The sequence below is a fragment of the Agrilactobacillus composti DSM 18527 = JCM 14202 genome, from assembly GCF_001436375.1.
GTDB lineage: Bacteria > Bacillota > Bacilli > Lactobacillales > Lactobacillaceae > Agrilactobacillus > Agrilactobacillus composti.
The window spans coordinates 281,333-303,991 of sequence record NZ_AZGA01000002.1 but is presented as its reverse complement, the minus strand read 5'-3'; the positions used below and the strand labels follow the sequence as shown (position 1 = coordinate 303,991).

At 43.2% G+C, this 22,659-nt stretch carries 24 protein-coding genes and 1 tRNA gene; 19 read left to right on the top strand and 6 right to left on the bottom strand.

Annotated features, from left to right (window positions below):
• The first annotated feature begins 81 nt into the window (after positions 1-81).
• Positions 82-216 (top strand): hypothetical protein, encoded by a 135-nt coding sequence (locus tag FC83_RS17545; protein WP_268744902.1) that lies wholly within the window; start codon positions 82-84, stop codon positions 214-216.
• 619 nt (positions 217-835) lie between these two features.
• Here FC83_RS17545 and FC83_RS01780 read toward each other — a convergent pair.
• A complete protein-coding gene (locus FC83_RS01780) occupies positions 836-2,083 on the bottom strand; it encodes an RNA-guided endonuclease TnpB family protein (protein WP_057002314.1) in 1,248 nt (415 codons plus the stop codon).
• Between the two features lie 134 nt (positions 2,084-2,217).
• Here FC83_RS01780 and FC83_RS01775 point away from each other — a divergent pair, with 134 nt between their 5' ends.
• Complete coding sequence (locus tag FC83_RS01775) at positions 2,218-2,664, top strand: GNAT family N-acetyltransferase (RefSeq protein ID WP_057002307.1); 447 nt, start codon at positions 2,218-2,220, stop codon at positions 2,662-2,664.
• A 114-nt stretch (positions 2,665-2,778) separates the two neighbouring features.
• Here the strand turns inward: FC83_RS01775 and FC83_RS01770 are convergent.
• The 3 genes from FC83_RS01770 to FC83_RS01760 form a co-directional block, all read right to left on the bottom strand.
• Positions 2,779-2,850, bottom strand: a tRNA-Glu gene (locus FC83_RS01770).
• A gap of 62 nt (positions 2,851-2,912) precedes the next feature.
• Positions 2,913-3,116 (bottom strand): hypothetical protein, encoded by a 204-nt coding sequence (locus tag FC83_RS01765; RefSeq protein ID WP_035455457.1) that lies wholly within the window; start codon positions 3,114-3,116, stop codon positions 2,913-2,915.
• A 2-nt stretch (positions 3,117-3,118) separates the two neighbouring features.
• Complete coding sequence (locus FC83_RS01760; RefSeq protein WP_035455459.1) at positions 3,119-3,451, bottom strand: hypothetical protein; 333 nt, start codon at positions 3,449-3,451, stop codon at positions 3,119-3,121.
• Positions 3,452-3,561: 110 nt separating this feature from the next.
• On the opposite strand from FC83_RS01760, the gene FC83_RS01755 reads away from it, so the two are divergent.
• The 4 genes from FC83_RS01755 (at position 3,562) to FC83_RS01740 (ending at position 8,695) form a co-directional block, all read left to right on the top strand.
• Positions 3,562-4,239 carry a histidine phosphatase family protein gene (locus FC83_RS01755; RefSeq protein WP_052005011.1) on the top strand — a complete coding sequence of 226 codons (678 nt, stop codon included), beginning with the start codon at positions 3,562-3,564 and terminating at the stop codon, positions 4,237-4,239.
• A gap of 152 nt (positions 4,240-4,391) precedes the next feature.
• Positions 4,392-5,066 (top strand): TetR/AcrR family transcriptional regulator, encoded by a 675-nt coding sequence (locus FC83_RS01750; RefSeq protein WP_035455460.1) that lies wholly within the window; start codon positions 4,392-4,394, stop codon positions 5,064-5,066.
• 4 nt (positions 5,067-5,070) lie between these two features.
• Entirely contained in the window at positions 5,071-6,804 is a 1,734-nt protein-coding gene (locus FC83_RS01745; RefSeq protein ID WP_035455461.1) for an ABC transporter ATP-binding protein, read from the top strand.
• Positions 6,797-8,695: an ABC transporter ATP-binding protein gene (locus tag FC83_RS01740; protein WP_035455462.1), complete on the top strand. Its 1,899-nt coding sequence runs from the start codon at positions 6,797-6,799 to the stop codon at positions 8,693-8,695. The genes FC83_RS01745 and FC83_RS01740 overlap by 8 nt, the downstream gene beginning before the upstream one ends.
• Positions 8,696-8,802: 107 nt before the next feature.
• Here the strand turns inward: FC83_RS01740 and FC83_RS01735 are convergent, their stop codons facing one another.
• Positions 8,803-10,026, bottom strand: coding sequence for an FprA family A-type flavoprotein (locus tag FC83_RS01735; protein ID WP_057002306.1), 1,224 nt, complete (start codon positions 10,024-10,026; stop codon positions 8,803-8,805).
• A gap of 363 nt (positions 10,027-10,389) precedes the next feature.
• Between FC83_RS01735 and FC83_RS01730 the strand changes: the two genes are divergently transcribed.
• The 9 genes from FC83_RS01730 (at position 10,390) to FC83_RS01690 (ending at position 19,421) form a co-directional block, all read left to right on the top strand.
• Positions 10,390-11,280, top strand: coding sequence for a hypothetical protein (locus FC83_RS01730; protein ID WP_057002305.1), 891 nt, complete (start codon positions 10,390-10,392; stop codon positions 11,278-11,280).
• Between the two features lie 211 nt (positions 11,281-11,491).
• The gene (gene argC, locus FC83_RS01725; protein ID WP_057002304.1) at positions 11,492-12,517 is read left to right on the top strand and encodes an N-acetyl-gamma-glutamyl-phosphate reductase; all 1,026 of its coding nucleotides are present in this window, start codon (positions 11,492-11,494) and stop codon (positions 12,515-12,517) included.
• Between the two features lie 13 nt (positions 12,518-12,530).
• The gene (argJ, locus tag FC83_RS01720) at positions 12,531-13,745 is read left to right on the top strand and encodes a bifunctional glutamate N-acetyltransferase/amino-acid acetyltransferase ArgJ (protein WP_152537793.1); all 1,215 of its coding nucleotides are present in this window, start codon (positions 12,531-12,533) and stop codon (positions 13,743-13,745) included.
• Between the two features lie 55 nt (positions 13,746-13,800).
• Complete coding sequence (gene argB / locus FC83_RS01715; protein WP_035455465.1) at positions 13,801-14,535, top strand: acetylglutamate kinase; 735 nt, start codon at positions 13,801-13,803, stop codon at positions 14,533-14,535.
• A gap of 23 nt (positions 14,536-14,558) precedes the next feature.
• A complete protein-coding gene (locus FC83_RS01710; RefSeq protein ID WP_057002303.1) occupies positions 14,559-15,719 on the top strand; it encodes an acetylornithine transaminase in 1,161 nt (386 codons plus the stop codon).
• Positions 15,700-16,701, top strand: a complete 1,002-nt coding sequence (argF, locus tag FC83_RS01705) for an ornithine carbamoyltransferase (RefSeq protein ID WP_057002302.1) — start codon at positions 15,700-15,702, stop codon at positions 16,699-16,701. The genes FC83_RS01710 and argF overlap by 20 nt, the downstream gene beginning before the upstream one ends.
• A 129-nt stretch (positions 16,702-16,830) precedes the next feature.
• On the top strand, positions 16,831-17,409 hold the full coding sequence (locus FC83_RS01700; RefSeq protein WP_035455467.1) for an LOG family protein: 579 nt from the start codon (positions 16,831-16,833) through the stop codon (positions 17,407-17,409).
• Between the two features lie 112 nt (positions 17,410-17,521).
• Positions 17,522-18,397, top strand: coding sequence for a VOC family protein (locus FC83_RS01695; protein ID WP_035455469.1), 876 nt, complete (start codon positions 17,522-17,524; stop codon positions 18,395-18,397).
• 10 nt (positions 18,398-18,407) lie between these two features.
• Complete coding sequence (locus FC83_RS01690; protein ID WP_236700801.1) at positions 18,408-19,421, top strand: serine hydrolase domain-containing protein; 1,014 nt, start codon at positions 18,408-18,410, stop codon at positions 19,419-19,421.
• A gap of 397 nt (positions 19,422-19,818) precedes the next feature.
• Here the strand turns inward: FC83_RS01690 and FC83_RS01685 are convergent, their stop codons facing one another.
• A complete protein-coding gene (locus FC83_RS01685) occupies positions 19,819-20,136 on the bottom strand; it encodes a helix-turn-helix domain-containing protein (RefSeq protein WP_052005013.1) in 318 nt (105 codons plus the stop codon).
• A 144-nt stretch (positions 20,137-20,280) separates the two neighbouring features.
• Between FC83_RS01685 and FC83_RS01680 the strand changes: the two genes are divergently transcribed.
• The 4 genes from FC83_RS01680 to FC83_RS01665 all read left to right on the top strand — a co-directional run bounded on the left by FC83_RS01680 (position 20,281) and on the right by FC83_RS01665 (position 22,638).
• The gene (locus FC83_RS01680; RefSeq protein WP_035455470.1) at positions 20,281-20,526 is read left to right on the top strand and encodes a helix-turn-helix domain-containing protein; all 246 of its coding nucleotides are present in this window, start codon (positions 20,281-20,283) and stop codon (positions 20,524-20,526) included.
• Between the two features lie 85 nt (positions 20,527-20,611).
• Positions 20,612-20,941, top strand: coding sequence for a hypothetical protein (locus FC83_RS01675; RefSeq protein WP_152537794.1), 330 nt, complete (start codon positions 20,612-20,614; stop codon positions 20,939-20,941).
• Between the two features lie 22 nt (positions 20,942-20,963).
• Positions 20,964-21,791, top strand: coding sequence for a zinc ribbon domain-containing protein (locus FC83_RS01670; RefSeq protein ID WP_268744897.1), 828 nt, complete (start codon positions 20,964-20,966; stop codon positions 21,789-21,791).
• 25 nt (positions 21,792-21,816) lie between these two features.
• Positions 21,817-22,638, top strand: a complete 822-nt coding sequence (locus FC83_RS01665; RefSeq protein WP_057002301.1) for a zinc ribbon domain-containing protein — start codon at positions 21,817-21,819, stop codon at positions 22,636-22,638.
• Positions 22,639-22,659 lie beyond the last annotated feature (21 nt).

The window sequence follows — 22,659 nt, the reverse complement described above, 5'->3', positions numbered from 1 at the left end:
ATAGTTGACAGCTTGTGAAAAAGAGCGTAGATTAACACTACGCTATATGAGCGATTTTTAATAATTTGGAGGTAATAAGATATGAAATATAAAATCTTATTAGATACTGAGACACAACTTTTTACAGTCGTTGATGCTCAGCAAAACTCTGGTACAGGCGTGACGATTCAAGCCGCTATCAAAGATTTGGAAGCAAAGGCTAATTATGCCGCATAATTATAAACTTTGAGGCTCCAAGCTGGTCAATCAGCACCGGTTCTGAGGCCTTTTGTTTTGGCCTTTTGAAAATTAAAATGAAATTAAATTTGACATCCCGTACTTTGCGCGTATACTAAGTCTATTCGCTACCAATACCATTCGGGACAATTGAATGGAGGTAAATTACATGAAATATAGAATTCTTTTGAATACTGAGACACAGATCTTTACTGTCATCAGTCGTTTAGACGACAATGTCGTCGGCAACGGTAAAACAATCCAAGAAGCTATCAAGAATGTAAAATAAACAAAACGCCCTTCTGTCATGGATAGGGCATTTTTTGGTGGGCAATTAGAAATGGCTATTGATTCAAGTACCTGGATGTATGTTAAATGACTGCGTCAATAACTTAGCATTTAGGGACCAAGCTTGTCTCTCACCACAAATGATGAGTATACCTGCTAGGCAGATATTGTTTAGACTTACGCCTAACGCCATGTGGTCTAACAACCAACCTATAGTCTCCCACATGGTTTGCGTGAGATAATCACGCGCTGTGTTGGCGTTACTCACCGCTGGGTCTTATCTAAAGATCCCGGCAGTCCGATGATTGACTTCATCGGCAATTGAACGGGTTTACCCGTTCGCACTTTGTTTATTTTTGAGTTTGGGGTGTTTTACACCATTGACATACTGTTTACCCAGGTATTGGATGTTCATGGCGCCTATTCGGTCATCATTAGACTGGTAACCACAGTTTGAACATTGGTAGGCATGCAATTGGTGCTTGCGATTCGTCTTATTGATCTCGCCACAGGCCGGACAGCGTTGACTGGTATAAGCCGCATTAACGCTGATAACTGCAGCACCGGCTTGGATGGCTTTATAGGTCAACAGTTGTTCCAGTTGATAAAATGGCCAAGACATCCTACCATGATAAGTATCTTTAGCAATTTTTATTTTGGCAAAACAAATGTCGCCGATATTTTCTAATACAAACAGGGTATTTGCGCCGTATTTTGCAACAAGTGTCTTAGATAACTGATGATTAATATCAGTCATCCAACGGTTCTCTTTATTGCGGAGTTTACGGCTTCGTCGCTTCGAATTTCTGGTATTATGATTTTGCAAACGATCGCGCAGTGCTTTGTAGTGACGCCGTTTGCGGTTGATTGCTTGACCGTTGAAGAACGTTGTTTTTCTCTGATCATCATAAGCGGTGACTAATTGCCGAATCCCGCGATCAAGCCCCACAATGTGTTGCATATCAGTACTAATCAATTCAGAGAACTCTTTATTGACTGCAATGTGTAAAAACCAATTGGCACCAGACTTAATTAGTTTCGCCCCGCCAAACTCCCAAGTACCATCCAGATATTGTTCAAAGCCAGTTTTTAACACAAAGCGGGCTTTCACCCGGCCTTGGAGCGTATTGATGGACAACTTTTCACCATCTTCGATGATAGACCAATCCCGATTACGGACTAGGTCAGCTTGCGGACGTTTGAAATCAATCGGCTTCCAAAGCCAGCGCAGATCTCTGGGAACTTTTAGATAAATTTCTTTTCCCTTTTTATCTTGCTTACCGGTGGGATAGGTCATGGGTTTACGACGAAGTTGCGTCTGAACTGCTTTATAGCGAGCAAAGGTGGTTTTGATTGCGGAAATTGCCAGTTGTGCTTTCAAACTAAACAATTGGCGTAAGTCAGTATAGATTTGCCTTTGAATTTGATAGGGAGATAAGTCAAAACAATTATTCATAAAAATATATTCTGAAACATAGTTACAAGCTAACCGATATTGTTCAGCTGTTTCTTGAAATTTTGTACCATCCATTGCGTTTTCAAGCTTGAGTTTTACTTTGACTGTCAGACTAAGCAGCATATACATCACCTACTTTCCTTATGATTATTATAACTTATACATCAGTGACAAATGAAATATAATGCTCAAAATATCAATAAATATATATAATATTTGAATAATAAATAGCTAATTATGTCGGAAAGGACAAACACATGATCACACACACCGACCACATCACTGGCCCAACCCTAGACACAATCGCCCAAATTTGGTTGAGCAGCAATCTCGAGGCCCATAGCTTTATCGACCCCAATTATTGGCAACAAAACTTTGCAACGGTCAAAGAACAATTAGCAACAGCCGAATTATTCATTTCTAACGATGCTAATGATCAGATCACTGGTTTCTTAGGCCTGAGCGGTGATTATATTGCCGGGGTGTTCGTGGCGGCCAAATTTCGCGGAGAGGGGATTGGGCACCAATTACTTACAGCAGCTAAAGCTAGCCAAACCAAATTGACGCTGTCAGTTTACGCCAAAAATAAAAAGGCCGTTAACTTTTATAGCCGAGAAGGTTTCGGTCTCACGAATCAGGAAATTGACGAACCTACCGGCGAATTAGCCCTGCAAATGACCTGGACTAGGTCCGAGGCGAAATAACCCGCAAAATTCAGATGAAATCAGCCACAAATAAAAAATGAACCTCGCTTAAATGCTGTTAATTCAACATCTAAACGAGGTTCATTATTTTTAATACGTATATTTTTATCAATATAGCCCGTACGAGAATCGAACTCGCAACTCCGCCTTGAGAGGGCGACGTCTTAAACCATTTGACCAACGGGCAATAATGGCACGGCTATTATTGTACCCGATTAAAGTCAGCACTGTCAAGAAAAAATTATAACTTAATGCCGGCGATCCAAAGCCCAAATCACCACCATAGCAATGAACAGTAAAACACAATATAACATGCAGGCACCTAACGCATAGGTGAGCCAAATAAAAGGCAATAGGGCCTGCATGACCAATAGGATCAACGCAAACAACAAAAATGAGATAAGTTGATTGCGGAGATTTCTAAAAATTTTTAAGTAGGATTTGTGTTTCATAATTACTCAAAGGACAGTTCAAATAAAGCCAAGCCCGATTTGGTGATATGTGAGGTGGTGATCCAAACGGTTTTGAAGCCAACGGGTTTGCGTTCGCTGGTACGACTGTAGAAATAATCCAATAAGTCCTTGTTGGCTTTGATCTCTGCAGAGGTTAGCCGGACAACGTGTAGGCGCATTTCTGGAAAAATAATGGGGTCCAGCGGATAAAACTTATCAGAAAATGCGTAGGTTAAAACGTTGGCGTATTCCCGGGGTTCTAAGACAACCTTATCCGGATTATCGTTTACAAAATTAAGTAGTGCAGTTAGAGTCTTTATTTCATCATTTGCCATAAACTTACCTCCTGGTTACACTGTATGACGACTTCGTGTTATCATCATTATAACAGTATCATACCTTATTTTAGCATGGTTCCAATATTTTTAGATAAGGAGCATCGTAGATGACCACGACCAATTTAATTTTAGTCCGTCACGGACAAACAGAATTTAATAAACACAGCCGCTTGCAGGGCCTAACGGATTCACCTCTGACTGAAGCGGGGGTTAAAGCTGCTGAAAAAGTGGGACATGGTCTGGTGGACGTGCCCATTGTCAAAGCCTACACCAGTGATAGTGATCGGGCCGTCGCCACCGCCGAACTTATTTTAAAGACGGCCCATGAAGACATCCCCCTAATCAAAGAATCTTTTCTAAGGGAATACCATTTTGGTGACTTAGAGGGGCGCAAATTTGACCAAATATTTATGGATGTGGTCCGACGCTACGGGTTAAAAAACGCGCGAAGCTTCTGGGATGGGCCCACATTTCTAAGAAAAGTCATCAATGGCTTTCACGATTTAGATGCCACCAAGCAAGCCGAAAGCTATGATGAAATTACCCAGCGGATCCAAAAGGGCTTGGCACAAATTTTGGCAGATCCAGACGTACAGGGTAAAAATATCCTGCTTGTTTCCCACAGCCTATTGTTGAGCACCTTAGTTTATCAAATTGCCCCCGAACAAATTCCCAAGACGCTGCTTAAAAATGCCAGTGTGAGTATTCTAGGGGCGACTGATGGGAAGCTAGAGCTTAAAGCGCTGAATTTATTGGATTTTAAAGACATACAAAAATATTTATAAAAAATATTAAAAAAGTACTTTACAAACTATATCAAGGGCGTATAATGACACTTTGTCATATGACAGTGTGTCATTTTTATTTTGTCCCAAAATAAGGCACAACTGTCAGTAATAGAACCGAAAAATATATTACCAAAGAATGGAGGTGCTTTATGCCAAAACCAACCTTTTTTAATTTACCATCTAATAAGCGTCAGCATTTGTTGGATGAAGCTTTACGCGAGTTTAGTCACAAACCTTATAATGAAGTCTCTATTTCAAGTATTATCAAGAATGCCCAAATTCCACGGGGGAGTTTCTATCAGTATTTTGACGATAAAATGGATCTTTATAATTACCTCATCAAGACCAAGCAAGCAGCTTACTTAGATGACTGGCTTCAAGCTATCAAAAATCATAATGGTGACTTGTTTCAAGTTTTCAAAGATTATTATGGTGACTTATTGTTGCAGATAGCTTCAAGTCCGGATGCTAACTTTTTTCGAAATGTGTTTTTGCATATGGATTATAAGCGATCACAGAGCTTTAATGGCATGATTCCAAAAAAAGGGGAGTTCCATCCTGATCATCCTCCATTTGACCGCTCCAGATTTGATATTTTAAAAGATGTAGATACTACAAATTTAAAGATTAGTTCGAAAGCAGAAATCATGACTTTAATGCACTTACTTAGCAGTGTATTTCAACAAGTGCTTTCTTATTATTACTTAATGCAACAAATCAAACCCGGGACTTGGCCGGTGGAAAAAGCCCAAGCCCAATTTGATCAATTGATCAGCTGGATCCAATATGGGGTCCAAAAAGATAAAGCACAGGAAGAAGGATAACTACATGTGGCAAATTATGAAGCGCCGAATGTCACCACTAGCGGTGACCGGGGCCACGATTTTTATGATCATTCAAGTCATTGCTAATTTAAGTTTGCCCCGCTATACAGCCGACATCGTCAACAAAGGGATCGCCAATGGGGATATTGGCTTAATTCAGCATTACGGCATGATTATGCTGGGAATTTCCTTGATTGGGATACTGGCAGCCGCCGGGAACGTATTTTTAGCATCTCGAGTCTCCCAAGGCCTTGGCCGGGATTTAAGAAATGATATCTTCACCAAAGTTGTCAATTATTCCAATGATGAATTCGATGAAGTGGGGACCAGTTCACTGATCACCCGGACCACCAACGACGTGTTACAAATTCAAAACGTGGTGATGATGATGTTACGGATGATGATCATGGCACCTATCACGTTGATTGGGGCTAGTTTTTTGGCTTACCAACGGGATCATCAACTGACAACCATCTTCTTATATGTCATTCCAATCATGTTCATTGTGATTGGGGGTTTGATGTTTTTTGCCGTACCATTATTCAAGAAGATGCAAAAACTTACCGATGCGTTGAACCTGGTTTTCCGGGAAGGATTAACCGGGGTACGGGTTATTCGGGCCTTTCGGCGGGATAAGTTTGAGTTAAATCGTTTTGATACCGCCAATGCCAATTACACCAATAATGCCTTGCGCGTTTATTCCATTGTGGCCGGCATGATCCCTTTGATGACCTTGATCATGTCCGGGACTAACGTGGGGATCACTTGGATGGGGGCTAACTTGATTGCCAATCAAACCACTCAAACTGGGAATATGATCGCCTTTATGACGTATGCCATGCAAATCCTATTCAGTTTCATGATGTTATCCATGGTGTTCGTTTTCGTACCCCGGGCGCAAGCCGCTGCGGTTCGGATCAATGAAGTTTTGAATTTAGAAACGAAAATTACTGATCCGGCCAAACCATTGCCTTTAACAGCTGAGCACATCAGCCTCAAATTTGATCATGTGAATTATCGTTACCGTTCTGCTGAAAAGCTGGCGCTGACTGATATTAACGTGGATATGCAGGCTGGGCAAACCCTGGCAATTATTGGGGGGACTGGGTCTGGGAAGTCGACACTGATCAACTTGATCCCCCGCTTATATGACGTGGAAAGCGGTGCGGTAGAAGTTAATGGCCTAGATGTCCGTCAGGTCAGTACAGCTGCTTTGAGAGATCAAATTTCACTGGTGCCACAAAAAGCGCTGCTATTTAAGGGGAATCTCCGGGACAATATGAAATATGGGAATGAAAATGCCTCAGATGATGATATCTGGCGGGCCTTAGAAATTGCCCAGGCCGCTGATTTTATTAAAGCAGACCAAGGGTTAGATACGGTTGTGGAGCAGGGGGGCAATAACTTCTCTGGTGGTCAAAAACAACGGTTAGCCATTGCCCGGGCATTGGTCAAAGATGCGGCAATTTATGTCTTTGATGACTCATTTTCTGCCTTAGACTTTAAGACCGATGCTAAATTACGGCAAAATTTAAAAGAAGATCCGAAGATGAAAGAAAAAATCGTGGTGATCGTGGGCCAACGGGTTTCCACCGTGGCTTCAGCAGACGAAATCTTAGTTCTGGACAATGGGAACATGGCCGGTTATGGCAGTCATGAACAATTGATGCAAGACAGTCCAGTTTACCAAGATATTGTCGCATCACAAATCAGAAAGGCGGGGACTGAAAATGGCTAAAGATGATACCAAGAATGCACCAAGAGCCAACCATGGCGGCTTTGGCGGTGGCGGACCCCGATTGGGGATGCCCACGGCTAAACCCCGCAACTTCTGGCATACCACAGCTCGCTTATTCAGCTATATGCGCAAATATTATTTTGGCTTAGCGGTGGTGTTGGTTTTTGCCATCACTTCCCAAATTTTTCAAATTAGAACTCCTAAAATTTTAGGGGAAGCGACGACTGAAATTTTTAAGGGTGTTATGAAGGGGACGGCGCAACAAAAAGCCGGTATTGCGGTCAGCCGCTATCCCATTGATTTTGATAAAATCAAACAAATTATCCTGATCGTCATTGTCATGTACTTATTGTCGGCGGTGTTTAGTTTCGTACAACAGTTTGTCATGACTCGGATTTCTCAGCGGACGGTATATCATCTGCGTAAGGAACTCAAAGAAAAGATGGCCCGCTTGCCAATCAGCTATTATGATACCCATGAAAATGGGGATATCATGTCCCGGGCCATCAATGATATGGATAATATTGCCAACACCCTGCAACAAAATATCACCCAATTTATCACCAGTATTATTACGTTTGTGGGGACATTATGGATGATGTTCACCATTAGTTGGAAGTTGACGTTGATAGCCTTGATCATGATTCCGCTGAGTTTAGTCGTGGTTGGCATTGTCGCACCGCGGTCGCAAAAGTTCTTTGCTGCCCAACAGAAATCACTGGGGTTGTTAAACAACAAGGTGGAAGAAACTTATAATGGCCATGTGGAGACTAAGACTTTCAATCATGAGGCCAAAGATTTGACGGTATTTAAGTCTGAAAATGACCGCTTATACCAATCTTCTTGGAAGGCGCAAATGATTTCCGGCTTTATCATGCCCTTGATGACCTTTGTCAATAACTTGGGTTATATCGTGGTGGCGATTATTGGGGGGACAGCCGTTGCCCAAGGCACGATTGCCTTAGGGGATGTGCAAGCCTTCTTGCAATATACCCAACAGTTCTCACAACCCATTACCCAATTGGCCAACTTAGCCAATACGATTCAACAAACTGTCGCTTCAGCTGAACGGGTCTTTGAAGTCTTAGATGAACCTGAGATGTCCGATGCCGGTGTTAATGTGCCGGATGTGCCCAATGACGATCGTAAAATTGCCATGGATCATGTCCAATTTGGTTATGGCAGTCAAGATTTGTTATTGACGGATTATAATTTAGACGTCAAACCTGGCCAAATGGTGGCCATCGTTGGGCCTACCGGGGCTGGTAAGACCACCATCATTAACTTGTTGGAACGGTTTTATGATATCTCCGGGGGTTCCATTAAATTAGATGGTCGCGATACCCGGAATATGTCCCGGGACCAATTACGGGAACACTTTGCCATGGTCTTACAAGATACTTGGCTATTTACCGGCACGATTTATGATAATTTGAAATACGGCCGGGAAGATGCCACCCATGATGAAATCATTGCCGCCGCTAAAGCCGCCCATGTGGATGAATTTGTCCGGCAATTGCCGAATGGGTACGATACGATCCTAAACGAAGAAGCCTCCAACATTTCCCAAGGGCAGCGCCAATTGCTGACGATTGCCCGGGCCTTTGTTGCCGATCCAGAGATCTTGATTTTGGATGAAGCCACCAGTTCCGTGGATACACGAACTGAAATGCACATCCAACACGCCATGGGTCGACTGTTGAAGAATCGGACTAGTTTCGTGGTGGCCCATCGGCTGTCCACCATTCAAGATGCGGACAACATTATTGTGATGAACGAAGGTAGTATTATTGAAACCGGCACCCATCAACAATTGTTGGCTAAGAAAGGCTTTTATGCCGATCTTTACAACAGTCAATTTAGCGGCAACGCTGATTTGGCTTTAGGATAAGACCAAAAAGAAGTTTGAATGTCCAATCTTGGGCTTCAAACTTCTTTTTTTGATTCTATTATAATGAAGCAATTGTGTCACTTTTTTGAAAACTGTTCAAGTAAAGGCTAATTGGTAACAGTTTCAGCTTTGATGGATTGGGCAATGGTATCAGCCAAGGCGTTTAAAGTGACTTTTTGATCTTCAGCCATGGTGGTGCGTAAGGTGATGGTGTCGGCTAAATTAGTCCAGCCACTTTGGTTAGCCATGAATTCACCCATTAACTTGGAAGACATGGGTGACCAGCTGCCGTTACCGATCAAGGCGTACTGGCGGTTTTTGATCATCAATTGGGCCATTTCATCTAAGAAGCTTTGCATAGCTGGAAAAATGGCAGAGTTGTAAGTGATAGAAGCAAAGACAACGTGACTGTATTTAAAGATATCTGCAATTATATAAGAAGGATGGGTCTTGGCCACATCATAGATTCGAATATCTTCAACGCCGCGCTTGGATAATTCAGCGGCCAGATAATCCACGGCAGAAGCCGTATTGCCATAGGCTGAGCCATAAGGAATAACGACGCCCGGTTTTTCGGGGGTATAGCTGGCCCATTTTTGATAACGGTCTAAGATATAGGTTAAGTTACTCCGCCAAATTGGGCCATGGAGTGGGGCAATCATGGCGACGTCCAGCTTGGCCACTTGTTTCATGGCCCGGGTGGTTTGTTTGCCATATTTACCCACGATATTGGCATAATACCGGCGGCAGGCATCCCCATAATATTCCCCGTAATCCATTTCATCCGTGAACAAATTGCCATTCATTGCGCCAAAAGTCCCAAAGGCATCCGCGGAGAACAAAATCTTTTCAGATTGTTCATAAGTAAACATAACTTCAGGCCAGTGAACCATGGGGGCAAAAACAAATTGGAGCGTGTGTTGCCCTAAAGAAAGTTCATCTTTATTTTTGACCAAATAGTAATTTGGTTTCAGGTCAAAGTTAGGGTAGAAATGTTCAAAGAATTCAAAGGTCGTGGCATTGCCCACCACCTTCATATTGGGATAAAGTTTGGCTAATTCCACGATGTTGGCACAGTGATCCGGTTCCATGTGGTTGATGATCAAGTAATCTAAATCCCGCCCCTTCAGGACGTATTTGACATTTTCCAAATACTGCAAGGTCACACTTGAATCCACTGTATCTAAGATGGCCGTTTTGGTGTCATCAATGAAAAATGAATTATAACTCATCCCATTAGGTAGGGGGAATAAGTTTTCAAAACGTTCCAAGCGGCGATCATTACAGCCAATGAATTGAATGCTGTTGCTAACAGGTTGTACAGTTTCCATATGTATCGACTCCTAGTAAAATAAATTTTGGCGAACATGGATTGATAAAAATTTCACATAATTTTATTGTAGTCTGTAAAAAAACATTTAGCAAGTCATGTTGTGACAATTTATCCCCGGCAAAAATGGGGATGGGAGCTTAACCTTTTTTTAAAAAATTGTTTTGACAGTGACACATTAGTAATAGAAGGTATTATTTTTGTAACATATCTGAAATAAAACCCATATCGTGGTATCATAGTCTATGTATCTTCTAAATGTAAGCGTCTAGCAATTTTAGAAATTACAATGACATTCAGTGGGATTAGCCACTTAATCATAGCGTTTAGTTTGCAAAACTTGACATGAAAGAAGGGGAAAATAGTGCCAAGAGCATCTCGTCTCATCCGCGGTATCTGGCTGGCATTGCTTTGTCTGGCGGGTAGTATCGCTGTCTTTAATGGCAGCAGCCAAAATGTCCAAGCGGCAAATGAGGATCCGATGACACTACCTTTGCCTATTAGTGGTCAACCACAAAATACGGCCACACCAGCACCATGGACCATATCTTCTGACTTTAGCCAATCAGGTTCTAGCAGTTCCAGCAGTCAAAGTTCCAGCAGTTCTCAAAGTAGTTCTACCAGTGATAGTGCTAGTTCAACACCTAGTAGCAGTTCCAGCAGCAGTACGACCACCAGTACTGGTTCGACTAGCACTGGTGGCGGTAATAGTGGTAATCAAGGGGGTAATACAACAGCCCCAAGTACTGGTGGAACAACCGGTGGCAATAATAGTACAGCCACTAGCCAACCCACAACCAGCACGAACCAGAGTAATTCTGCTCAAAATGCGGCAGTTTCCGATGCTGTTCAATCCCAAAATCAAAATCGGCCTGCTAATGATAAACAGGGCCAAGATAAAAATTACATGCCTTATGAAGTGGATAAGGATATCGCCATGAATGACCCTAAATCCGGGTCGGATAAAAGCGACACTAGTCCTAAATCGGCTAACCAAGTCGCCGTGAACCCAGATCATAATATGCATTATGAAGTCGCCCCTGAACTGGCCAGCAGTGCCGCCAAAGCCAATTCCCGCAGAAAAGATAGTTCCAGCAGCGTCTTCGCTTTAGGCAATCGGCGCATTACAAGAGCCAGTATTGTCCGTAAAGGGGACTTAGTGATTGAAATCCTGTTGATTGTTGAGGCGGTTTTAGCCGTCGTCTTTGTGGGCATCCGCTTGTATTTTAAACATCATGCCCCAGATGACCAATAATCGCCTAACTTAGGTTCTCTGCAATTTGAAAGTTGCAGGGGGCTTTTTTTATTCGATTTTTAGCTGCATAATGGTATATATATTCAATTTAAATGTATAAACCTAATAATATATACAAAAAAATGAAAAAAGGCTTGCATTTGTCAGAAAATGAGTGTATTCTAATGAACATCAAATAAATATTCATTTTCATGAATAAAGAGGTGCTAACATGTATATTGCTTTAGTTGGTGTCAGTGGCTATAGTGGTCAGGCATTATATCAATTATTATTAAATCATCCCGGTGTTGAGGGGATTGACCTCTATGGACATCTGCGACGTGACACTGAGGCAGAGCAAACATTAGATATCGCCGCTTTGAATATTCATACTAAAATAACCGCTTTTGATCCGGCCACCATCATGGCTAAAGACGATGTGATTTTCTTCGCCACACCGGCGGGGGTCACCAGTCAATTGGCTAAGCCCTTTATCGCCGCCGATTTTCCGGTGATTGATTTATCCGGGGATTATCGCTTAAAGGACCCGGCAAGTTACACTAAGTGGTATCACAAACCGGCGGCACCAGCGGCTGATTTAGCCAAGGCCACTTACGGGCTCGCTGAATTTGAAAATCCCACCAGCCACTACATTGCCAATCCCGGCTGTTATGCCACCGCCACGATTTTGGGCACTGCGCCTTTGCTGCAAAGCGGGGTCATTGATCTAGACAGCATCATCGTGGATGCCAAGTCGGGGTTGTCAGGGGCAGGCAAGAAAGCTACTGACAGTTCTCATTTCGTGCATATCAACGAGAACTTACAAATGTATAAACTCAATGAACATCAACATATTCCAGAAATCGTTCAAGAATTACAGAAATTTAATTCAGATTTAAAGGCGATTCAATTTAGTACCACGTTGATCCCGGTGGATCGAGGGATCATGGCCACGATTTATGCCAAAGCCACTGCCGACTTGACCACGGACCAGGTGCAAGCCTTATATGAAACGCAGTATCAAGATAAACCCTTTATCCACGTTTCGGCCACGGAGATGCCCGATTTAAAGCGGGTGGTGGGCACAAACAATTGTGATATTGGTGTCAGTTATAACCCCGCTACCAAAACAGTCGTGATCGTCAGTGTCATTGATAACTTGCTCAAAGGCGCTGCGGGTCAAGCTGTTCAGAATTTTAATAAATTATTTGATTATCCCGAAACCACGGCACTGCCCACAACCACATTAGGCTTTTAGGAGGCTATCTATTATGAAAGTTATGGCACCCACCACTAAGATGTATGAAAAAATTGAATTCACTTGGCCCGCTGGTTTTTATAGTGATGGCCTGCATGCTGGTTTGAAACACGAAAAACTCGACATGGGTTGGTTATATTCTGCCGTACCAGCCACTGCTGCTGGGGTTTATACCACCAATCAGTTTAAAGCTGCTCCTACCACGATCACCCAGCAGTTGATCAAAGAAAATCATCAACTCCAGGCACTGGTTTTAAATAGTGCCATTGCCAATTCTTGTACCGGTGAAGAGGGCTTTCAAAATGCGGCTAAGACCCAAGCATTAGCCGCCGCCGCCTTAAACATTGATCCCAGCTTAATTGGCATTGCCTCCACCGGGCTCATCGGGGCCCAACTACCCATGGATAAAATTGCCGCTGGAATCGCCCAGTTGCAACTGACTAAAAATGACAAAGTCACCAAAGCCGTTTTAACCACCGATACCAAAGCCAAGACCATCACCGTGCAATTACATTTAAACGGCCAAGTCGTGACGATCAGTGGCTTTTGCAAAGGTTCTGGGATGATCCATCCCAACATGTGCACCATGTTAGGCTTTATCACCACCGATGCTGCCATTAGCCACGAAGCTTTGCAAACCCTGCTCAGTGATCAAACCGAATCAACGTTCAACCAAATCACGGTGGATGGGGATACTTCCACCAATGACATGGTGGTCACTTTAGCCAATGGCTTAGCTGATAATTTAGAGATTCAAACCGACACCAAAGATTATGACAAATTTGCCAGTGCTTTTCATGCGGTGATGGCTTACTTGGCCCAACACATCGCTGGAGACGGAGAAGGTGCCACCAAGTTAGTGGAAGTCAACGTGGCCCATGCCGCTACCACCAAAGAAGCCCAACAAGTTGCTAAAGCCATTGTTGGCTCCAACCTGGTGAAATCAGCCATTTTTGGCAAGGATCCTAACTGGGGCCGAATCGTGGCCGCCATTGGCCAAACCCAGGCCAAAGTTGATGTGGCCCATCTCAGTGTTTGGCTCAATCAATTGCCCTTAGTTGAAGATAGCCACGCTGCCGCTACACCCGAAGCTAAATTAGCCGCATCGATGGGTAAGAAAACTATTCAAATCGACGTGGATTTAAACGCCGGTTTAGCCAATGGCCAAGCCTGGGGCTGTGATTTAACTTACAACTATGTGAAAATTAATGCCAGCTATCATACTTAAATCAAAGTAGCAGACAATTTAAAAATAATCTAAGAAATCAAAGGAGATAATGACCATGTGCGAAACAATCGTGATAAAAGTCGGCGGCAATGCAATCAGTCAAATGGATGAGAAATTTTTCCAACGTTTACGAACTCTGCAAAACCAAGATGTTCACATTGTGCTCGTACATGGTGGCGGGCCAATGATTTCAGCAGCTTGTGAAGCAAAAGGCCTGTCCGTGGTGAAACGCCAAGGGATCCGGGTCACCGATGCCCAGACCATGGCCATCACCCAGAATTTGGTGATCAATACGATCCAACCTAAACTCCTAAAGTTAATGGCTGACCATGGCTTAGATGCCGTTGGGGCCAACTTACCCCAAGCCCAGCCAGTACTAGGGGAATTCTTAAATCAACAAGATTTTGGTTTCGTGGGCACACCCACAGAAATCCCCGCCAGCACTTTGGCAGCCATTGATGCCGGTAAGATTGTGATCTTTGGCCCCCTATGCCAAACCACCACCGGCACTTGGTTAAACGTCAATGCGGATAGCATGGCGGCTTTTGTGGCCCAAACATTGCAGGTTAACCGCTTGATTTTAGTCACTGACGTCCCCGGCTTGATGTATTACGGCCACGTGATGCCAAATGTCCATGAAGCCCAAATTCAGCGCCTGATCGATGGTGATATTTTAACCAGCGGGATGGTGCCTAAAGTTACCGCTGCTTATAAAGCCATCAAAGCCGGGGTGCAACAAGTCGAAATTTTAAATGATATCAGTAAACCCGGTACCTTAGTTTTACTTTAATAAAAATGCAAGGAGCTCTTTAAATGAAGTATACGTATCCAACTTATCAACGTTACCAAATTGAACCCAGTACCGGTCAAGGCAGTCAGTTAACTGCCACCAATGGCAAAACTTATTTAGATTTCACCAGTGGCATTGGTGTTTGTAATTTAGGTTATAAAAACCCAGCACTATTGGCCCAGGTCCATGATCAAGTGGACAAGCTTTGGCATATTTCCAATCTTTATGAAAATGACCTGCAGGACCAAGTGGCCCATTTGTTAGTGGGAGCGGCCGACAAGCAAGTCTTCTTTTGTAATTCAGGTACAGAAGCCAATGAAGCAGCCATCAAATTGGCCCGCCGAGTCACCGGTAAAGCTGGCATTTTAGCCTTTACCAATGGCTTTCACGGCCGTACTTATGGTTCTTTATCCGCCACCGATAACGCTGCCATTAAAACCGGTTTTGGGCCCTTTGTTCCGGACATCAGTTTTGCCCCTTACAATGAACAGGCAGCCCTAGCTCAGATCACCCCTGATTTAGCAGCGGTGATCTTAGAAGTGATTCAAGGGGAAGGCGGGGTCGTTTTAGGGGATCCAGCTTGGTTACAGGCTGTGAATCAAAAATGTCAGGCCACTGGGGTATTATTGATCATTGATGAGGTTCAAACCGGCATGGGGCGGACCGGTAGTTTATTCGCCTATGAACAGTTTAATTTGGATCCGGATATCGTGACCTTAGCCAAGGCTTTGGCCAACGGTATACCTGTGGGGGCAGTGATTGGCCGTAAAGCCTTTGCCAAGGACTTTGGCCCCGGTAGTCATGGTTCAACCTTTGGAGGTAATTTGATCGCCATGGCCGCGGCTAAAGGGGTTTTACAACAACTGACCCCTGACTTTTTAAAGGATATCAAAGCCAAAGGTCAAGAATTCCAACAGGATTTACAAGCTAACTTGGCCGCTTTACCCAACGTGGTGGCTGTCAGTGGCCTGGGCTTGATGGCTGGGATTCAATTAACAGACAAATTGTCGGCGGATCAAGTGGTTCAACAACTCCAAAAAGTGGGGTTATTGACCCTAACGGCTAAACATAATGTCTTACGCCTGTTACCACCATTAGTGACTACAACAGCAGCATTGCACCAAGGTATTAGCCTAATTAAACAAGTTTTGCAGGAGGTCCCATATGAATCCATTTCAAGGTAAAAGTTTTTTAAAAGAGTTAGACTTCACTGGAGAACAATTAGAGTTTTTGATTGATTTTGCCAGTCACTTAGATGATCTCAAAGCCAATCATATTCCCCATGAATATTTAAAGGGTCAAAATATCGCGTTGCTGTTCGAGAAGACTTCAACCCGGACCCGCTCAGCGTTTACAGTTGCTGCTAATGACTTGGGGGCCCACCCAGAATTTCTAGGGGTCAACGATATCCAATTGGGCAATAAGGAGTCCGTGGCCGATACCGCCAAAGTATTAGGTGGCATGTACGATGGCATCGAGTACCGGGGCTTTGCCCAAGAGACAGTGGAGACTTTGGCCAAAGAAAGTGGCGTGCCCGTTTGGAATGGTTTGACCGATGAATGGCATCCTACCCAGATGATTGCGGACTTCATGACCTTAAAGGCTCACTTTAAAACCTTGAAACAGCTCACCTTGACTTATTTAGGGGATGCCAAAAATAACGTGGCCCATTCTTTGTTGATCACCGGCGCTTTATTAGGGGTGAACATACATATTGGGGCCCCTAAGTCACGGCAACCGGAAGAAGAAATTGTCCAAAAAGCTCAAGCCATCGCTAAAACTACTGGCAGTCAATTGTTGATCACCGATGACGCCAAGGCCGCCGTGGCCGGGGCAGATGCCTTGTATACTGATGTGTGGGTATCCATGGGTGAAGATGTGGATTATGGTGAACGGATCAAATTGCTGTTGCCTTATCAGATCAATGCTGATTTGGTGGCGGCTACCGGCAAAAAAGAAACAATCATCATGCACTGTTTGCCGGCTTTCCATGATTTGAAGACCACCACTGGGAAGAAATTTGGCGAAAAATATCATTTGGATGCTTTAGAAATTACCGATGAGGTATTCTTGTCACCAGCGTCTGTGGTCTTTGAAGAAGCCCATAACCGGATGCCAGCCATTAAAGCGATCATGGCAGCTACCAGTGGTCATTTATTCTTTTAATATTTAAAGTGAACCTGTCAGCACACTTGCCGGCAGGTTTTTTAGACCCAAGAGAACTTTAATTGGCATACCCGCGTATTTCGGGGTAAAATAAAATCCAATAACTATATTTAAGTCAGGTGAACGTATATGAAGAAAATTGCAGTATATTGCGGGGCTGCTAGTGGTGATAGTCCTATTTATGAACAAAGTGCCCAAACATTAGGCAACTGGCTGGTACGGCATCAATTAGACCTGGTTTATGGCGGGGGCCGCTTTGGCTTAATGGGTGTCTTGGCCAATACCGTCTTGCAACAAGGGGGAACAGTTTATGGCGTGATTCCCCAAGAATTATTGGATCGCCAGGCGGCTTTAAAGCAAGTCACCCATTTAGAAGTTGTGGCCAATATGTCCATTCGTAAGGAACGCATGCTGGCTTTATCTGATGGCTGTATTGCGCTGCCCGGTGGGGTGGGTACTTTAGAAGAAATTATCGAAGCTATTTCTTGGGCCCGCTTAGGGGATAACGAAAACCCTTGTGTTTTTTACAACGTGCACGGGTATTATGATCCATTGCAAACCATGCTAGATCAAATGACCCAAAAAGCTTTTTTGTCCTCTGAAGACCGGGAGAAGATCCTATTTTCGGATGACTTAGACCATATCATGACGTTTATGGCCAACTATGAACCCCCAAAGATTCGGACATATAAAAAGAACGTGGGCTAGTCTTGATTCCAAACACCATCAGACACTGTAATTTTGATTAGTGGTAAGATAGAGATAGTAATGTAGTCGGTTACAAAGCTACGCTAATTCAAAATTTAAGGATGATGTTTAAATGAAAGACTTTCATATTGCACCGGAAACCCGCATTGGGTTCATTGCGTTAAAAGTTGCCGATTTGCAATCTATGAGTGATTTTTATACCAAGATAGTTGGTTTTGATATTTTGAAACAAACAGAAGACACCACTTATTTGGGCGTGCGGATCAACCAACAGGTGTTATTAACACTGCGGCATGTTCCGGCCAAGGCCACGGATACGCTTAAAACTGGTTTGGAGCACTTTGCAATTTTGCTTCCCCACAGTAGTCAATTGGGGTTGATGTTAGAGCATGTACAAAGTAATGATATTAAATTGACCGGTCTGTACGAAAATGGGTATAGCCAGGCTTTTGATATTATTGATCCAGAAGGTAATGGCGTGGAATTTGCTGTGGATAAATCCATTGAATTGTGGCAATCCATGGATAAATTTGATTGGGAAAACGAAGTCACCCGGACCATTAAAGCAGCGGATATTTTGCAACATAAATCTGGGCACCTGTCTGGCTTACCTAGTGGGACGACCATTGGCCATGTACAGTTGCGGGTCAAAAATATGGCGGCCACCGCTGATTTTTACACCAAGAGCCTGGGCTTTAATTTGAAGAAAACTGGGGATACTAAGGAACGCTTTTTATCCGCCGGTGATTATCATCATCACATTGGGGTCAATTTAGCCGGTGAAGATCGTGATCAATTGCAATTGATTGGCGATAATGATTTAGGCTTAGATTTTGTGAATATCGTGCTCCCAGGTGTGAGTGAAATGGATTTATTATTACAAAACTTAGAAGACAATGGCGTCAAAGGCTACGATTATTCGGCAGCTAATCACTATTTGATGTTGCAAGATCCAAACAATATTCGCCTTTGGTTCTCCATTGCTTAGGAGCCTTATTTTGACCAATTTTTCAAAAACACAAACTTTAATCGAACAGATGGTAAGCCAACATGTTGTACCGGGGGTCAGTTTTGCATTTATCACCGATTCTCAGGCCCAACTGCATTATCAAGGGCAAAGCCAATGGGTCCCCACAGAAAAACCGTTAAAGCCAGACCAATACTATGACATGGCCTCCTTAACCAAAGTGATGACCACCACGTTAATGATTTTAAAACTGATTAACGCAAAACAGCTAAGTTTACAGACGCCCATTCAGCAATTTTTACCTGAGTTTCAAGATGATCGGGTGACCGTCCAGCATTTATTGACCCATACCTCAGGCATTGCCGGTTATATTCCCCATCGCAATGAACTGCCAGCACCCCAATTAAAGGCGGCTTTATTGCAATTGCCAGTGGGGCCGGGGTTTGAGCGAGAGGTGAAGTATACAGATATTGGCTTGATTTTTTTAGGGTTTATCATCGAGGCCATCTATCAACAACCTGTCCAACAAGTGTTGACCGACCAGGTTTTGAAGCCTTTAGGTTTGGCTCAAAGTACCTTTACGCCAGACAAGGCCCAGACGATCCCCACGGTTTATGATCCGAAAACGGGATTGCTCCAAGGCGTTGTCCATGATCCTAAGGCGCGTATTTTAGGGATACACTGCGCTTCGGCGGGTTTGTTTAGCACCTTGCCGGATACGGTGAAGTTTGCCCGGTATATGTTAGGCCAATACGTGCCCGAAACAGCGCCAGTTGACCAGCATGTTTTAGCCGATTTGTATCAAAACTACTCGAACTTGCCAGACCAACCGCGATCCTTGGGCTGGGATCTACGCCAGGGGTTTGGGGACCAACATTGGTTGTTGTACCACACGGGCTACACGGGGACTTTTATGGCCTTAGATCGGCAAAATCAAAATGCCATGATCGTGTTGACCAATCGGATTCATCCCACCGGGCACAACGAAACTTTCTTGCAGCGGCGTGATGAGATTGTGGCGGCTTTTGCCCAGGAATCGATTTAAACTTCACTAGCATTTAGAATATAATAAAAAGACTAGCTGGTCAGTATTGGCAAGAGATTGCCAAGCTGGGGGCTAGTCTTTTTTAGGGCATACTAAATAAAGTGTTTGACAGAAAATAACAACAAGGGGTATATTTAATGCGTACTTAAAAAAGATTACACATCAGGAGACTAAATAAGATTAATCATTAACTACTCATTTGATGCCTAATCTTAGCGTATTGAGACGGGGTTATGTTCGATCAGCAGATGGCTTGTTTTGGCGACAATACCTTAAGGACATTGTACCAGTTTAACTTTATGGTTGCTTTTGAAAGAAGAATATGGAGATTGGGTAAATCGGATCGTTAAAAAAGCCATCCAAGTTAGTTGGATGGCTACGCCGTTCTAAACGAGGATCAAGGCTGTTTTTCTTGGCCTTTTAGTTTCTTGCTGGCATATTTAAAAACAGCTTGCTGATTTTCCTTCGTTAATTGCTTGAAGATTTCTAAGATATCCGCTTGGCGTTCTCTAGGGACATTCAGGCCCATGAGCCAACTTTCGCTGACACCAAGTTCCCGGGCAATTAAATAAAGATTATCCTGCTTGGGTTTGTATTTGGCGGTCACATAATCGTGGATTGAATTGCGGCCGATTCCGGTGGCGTTGGCCAAATCGGATTGGGTATAGTTGCGCAGTTTAAGCGCTTCTCTGAGTCGTTCACTGAAACTAGTCATTTCAGCACCTCCAATATTGTTATTATACTTGATTCAAAACTTTGAATAAACGGCAAGATAGCGATTGACGGAAGGTTAGAAAACCATTAAAATTATATCGTACAGTTACATGTACAACTACATGTAACGGATTGGGGGCAGATTATGGCCAAATTTGTGGGCAATTTTAACTATACTAAGCTGAAGCAACGCATGGCGGATACCCACTTAAGCTTTGCAGAAATTGCACAAGAATCTGAAATTGACGTCAATATTTTACAACGCATCTTGGACAATGAAGCTGAGTTTGACCAAGGTCAAATTATCAGATTGGCCCACCTATTGGGAATCGAGGATGGGGCAATATCACAGTACTTTTTCGACCTGAAAGTTCGGAAAAATGAACAATAATTTTTTACAATAAATGCACATAAATTATTATCTTTTGAATTTTTGGGATAATCTTGATGTGCAATTTAAGAGTGGGGCTGGGGAAATGGATCATTACGAAGATAATACACAACACACGTCAACACAAGATGCGCAGCAACAAGCGCAGGTTGGAGAACAAGAAAGGGGTCAGGTTGATGCTGAAGCGCAAGAACGCGCCCAGACTGTGGCAGCTAAGCAAGATAAGGACGCTAAAACATATTGGATAGTTGTGACCGGTATTAATCTGTATTTATATTATTTAGGATTAAATCAAGTAGTGTTCTGTATACTCAGCGGGCTATTAGCGGACCATTTACATTTATTTAAATGGCGATATATTTTTCTTTCGCTCTTTTTTCAATTTATCGTGTTAACTTTTTGGAACGTCTTTTAAAACGTCATAAATCACATTTCTTTTGGAGGAGGAAGGTGTCATAACAATTCAAAAAACAATCCAAGTCTGTCCCATTTGTGGGGGCACTAATCCAATGCAGGCCAAGTTTTGTAGTCGCTGTGGCCATGCATTTCGCCATAATGCTACAACGCCACCGGCACAAGGCATAACAGCTGCACAACTAGAAGTAGTTTGTCCTCACTGTGGCACACCAAGAACAGCTAAGGCTAAGTTCTGCCATAAATGTGGTTATCAGTTTCAAAAACCTTTGTCAAAAGCCAAACAGCAACGGTTAGATCGTGCCAAGGCTAACACAGCGCAGTTAAATATCATGAGCACCAGAGGTATGAAGTTAATGTTGCTCAATGTTGGGGTGATCATCGGCATTGTTTTACTGGTTATTGGCGTCGCCCATCACTATCAAAAATCAGCCAGCACCAGTGTGGCAAATCCACAAAGTACTACTGAGACCAGCAGTTATAGTCGCTTTTCAAGAAACGATTCAAAAAATGCGGATGCAGTTATTGCTGATATTGATGCCGATCGTAGTTTAGCTGCTGCTTTGGGGGATACAGATAGTAAGGATACATATAATTACCATGTCACTTATGGGGATGAGGGGTTAATGATTAGATTTGGGGCGAATTCTGATCTAATGTCTGAAATTATTGACTCGGATTATGGCGCCCATTGGGATAAGCTGGTCCGTATTTTAAAACAGGATTCTGCCGCCATTCGGGAAGTTGGGGGACATTCAGTCATCAAGGTTGAAAATCCCAGAAATAGCGACAAGATATTGCTAGAAGTTAACGACGGATCAGTCAGCTATAATGTCGCAACAGATAACTGAAGTATGTTGAAATTGGGAGGAAAAAATGGCAAATAGTGATGGAACTACCAAAATCTGTCCCAAATGTGGCAGTGTGAATCAAGTCAGTGCTAAATTCTGTGGAAAGTGTGGTTATGCTTTTAGCAAAGCTTCCTTAACACCAACGAAGGCGACACCACAATCGGAAACCATTTGCCCTAAATGCGGGACTAAACGCATAGCCGGTTCTAAGTTTTGTCAAAAATGCGGTTATCAATTTAAAGACCCGCTGCCGGCTCAACCACCGCGCAAGCAACAGCAAGTCGACCACAATCAGGGGCCAAAGACCAAAGCAGACGACGTGAATACTACGGGGATTAAAATCGTATTCGGTATTATTGGGGTAATTGTTGTACTGCTATTTATCGTAGCTGGGGTTTACCATAACCAGCAAAGTCAGGCAACAGACACGACGACAACTCAAAATAGCACGAACGATGACAGTAGCAGTGACAGTGATAATCGTTTCTATAAAAGTGCTAAGAAAAATGCCGACGTGGTGATTGACGATATTGATGATGTTGATGGTTTAGCTGATGCGATGGCTGATCCGGATAGTAGTGATACCCATGCTTATCATGTTATTTATGATGACGAGGGACTAACTGTTAAATTCAGCGGTGAGTCAGATATGTTTTCGGAAGTCGTCGGTAGAAATTATGAAGACCACTGGAATGAATTAGTGGATATTTTAAAACAGGATTCAGCTGAGATTGAAGACGCTGGTGGAGCTTCACATATCTTGATAAAAAACCCTAATAATTCTGATAGACGTCTTCTAGAAATAAATGCGGGCAAAATTGAATATAATGTTGCCACAGATAATTAATTAAGTTGGGTCGGGAAGTAA